Genomic DNA, 1,433 nt, shown 5'->3' on the forward strand with positions numbered 1-1,433 from the left:
TCTACTTCAGCATCAACAAGTGCGGTAGCCTCTACTTCAGCGTCAACAAGTGCGGTAGCCTCTACCTCAGCATCAACAAGTGCGGTAGCGTCTACATCAGCAAGCACTAGCGCGGTAGCCTCTACATCAGCAAGCACAAGTGCAGTAGCCTCTACTTCAGCGTCAACAAGTGCAGTAGCCTCTACCTCAGCATCAACAAGTGCGGTAGCTTCTACATCAGCATCAACAAGTGCCGTAGCGTCTACATCAGCAAGCACTAGCGCGGTAGCCTCTACATCAGCAAGCACAAGCGCCGTAGCCTCTACCTCAGCATCAACAAGTGCGGTAGCTTCTACATCAGCATCAACAAGTGCCGTAGCGTCTACATCAGCAAGCACAAGCGCCGTAGCCTCTACCTCAGCATCAACAAGTGCGGTAGCCTCTACATCAGCAAGCACAAGCGCTGTAGCCTCTACATCAGCATCAACAAGTGCGGTAGCCTCTACATCAGCAAGCACAAGTGCGGTAGCTTCTACATCAGCATCAACAAGTGCCGTAGCGTCTACATCAGCATCAACAAGTGCGGTAGCCTCTACATCAGCAAGCACAAGTGCGGTAGCTTCTACATCAGCATCAACAAGTGCCGTAGCGTCTACATCAGCATCAACAAGTGCGGTAGCCTCTACATCAGCATCAACAAGTGCGGTAGCCTCTACATCAGCGTCAACAAGCGCTGTAGCCTCTACATCAGCAAGTACTAGCGCAGTAGCCTCTACATCAGCGTCAACAAGTGCGGTAGCGTCTACATCAGCAAGTACTAGCGCAGTAGCCTCTACATCAGCGTCAACAAGTGCGGTAGCCTCTACATCAGCAAGCACAAGTGCGGTAGCTTCTACATCAGCGTCAACAAGTGCGGTAGCGTCTACATCAGCAAGCACAAGCGCAGTAGCATCTACATCAGCAAGCACAAGTGCGGTAGCCTCTACTTCAGCATCAACAAGTGCGGTAGCCTCTACATCAGCAAGTACTAGCGCTGTAGCATCTACATCAGCAAGTACTAGCGCTGTAGCCTCTACATCAGCGTCAACAAGTGCCGTAGCGTCTACATCAGCAAGTACTAGCGCAGTAGCGTCTACCTCAGCGTCAACAAGTGCCGTAGCGTCTACATCAGCAAGCACAAGTGCGGTAGCTTCTACATCAGCGTCAACAAGTGCGGTAGCGTCTACATCAGCAAGCACAAGCGCAGTAGCATCTACCTCAGCATCAACAAGTGCCGTAGCGTCTACATCAGCAAGCACTAGCGCCGTAGCGTCTACCTCAGCGTCAACAAGTGCCGTAGCCTCTACATCAGCAAGCACAAGTGCGGTAGCCTCTACATCAGCAAGCACAAGCGCAGTAGCCTCTACATCAGCAAGCACAAGCGCTGTAGCATCTACATCAGCAAGCACAAGTGC

At 51.8% G+C, this 1,433-nt stretch carries 1 pseudogene; it reads right to left on the reverse strand.

Annotated elements, in window-relative coordinates:
- Positions 1 to 1,433, reverse strand: a pseudogene (locus KV696_RS09595) (adhesive domain-containing protein); the annotation flags it as partial.

The sequence above is a fragment of the Streptococcus humanilactis genome (genome assembly GCF_019448275.1).
Lineage (GTDB): Bacteria > Bacillota > Bacilli > Lactobacillales > Streptococcaceae > Streptococcus > Streptococcus humanilactis.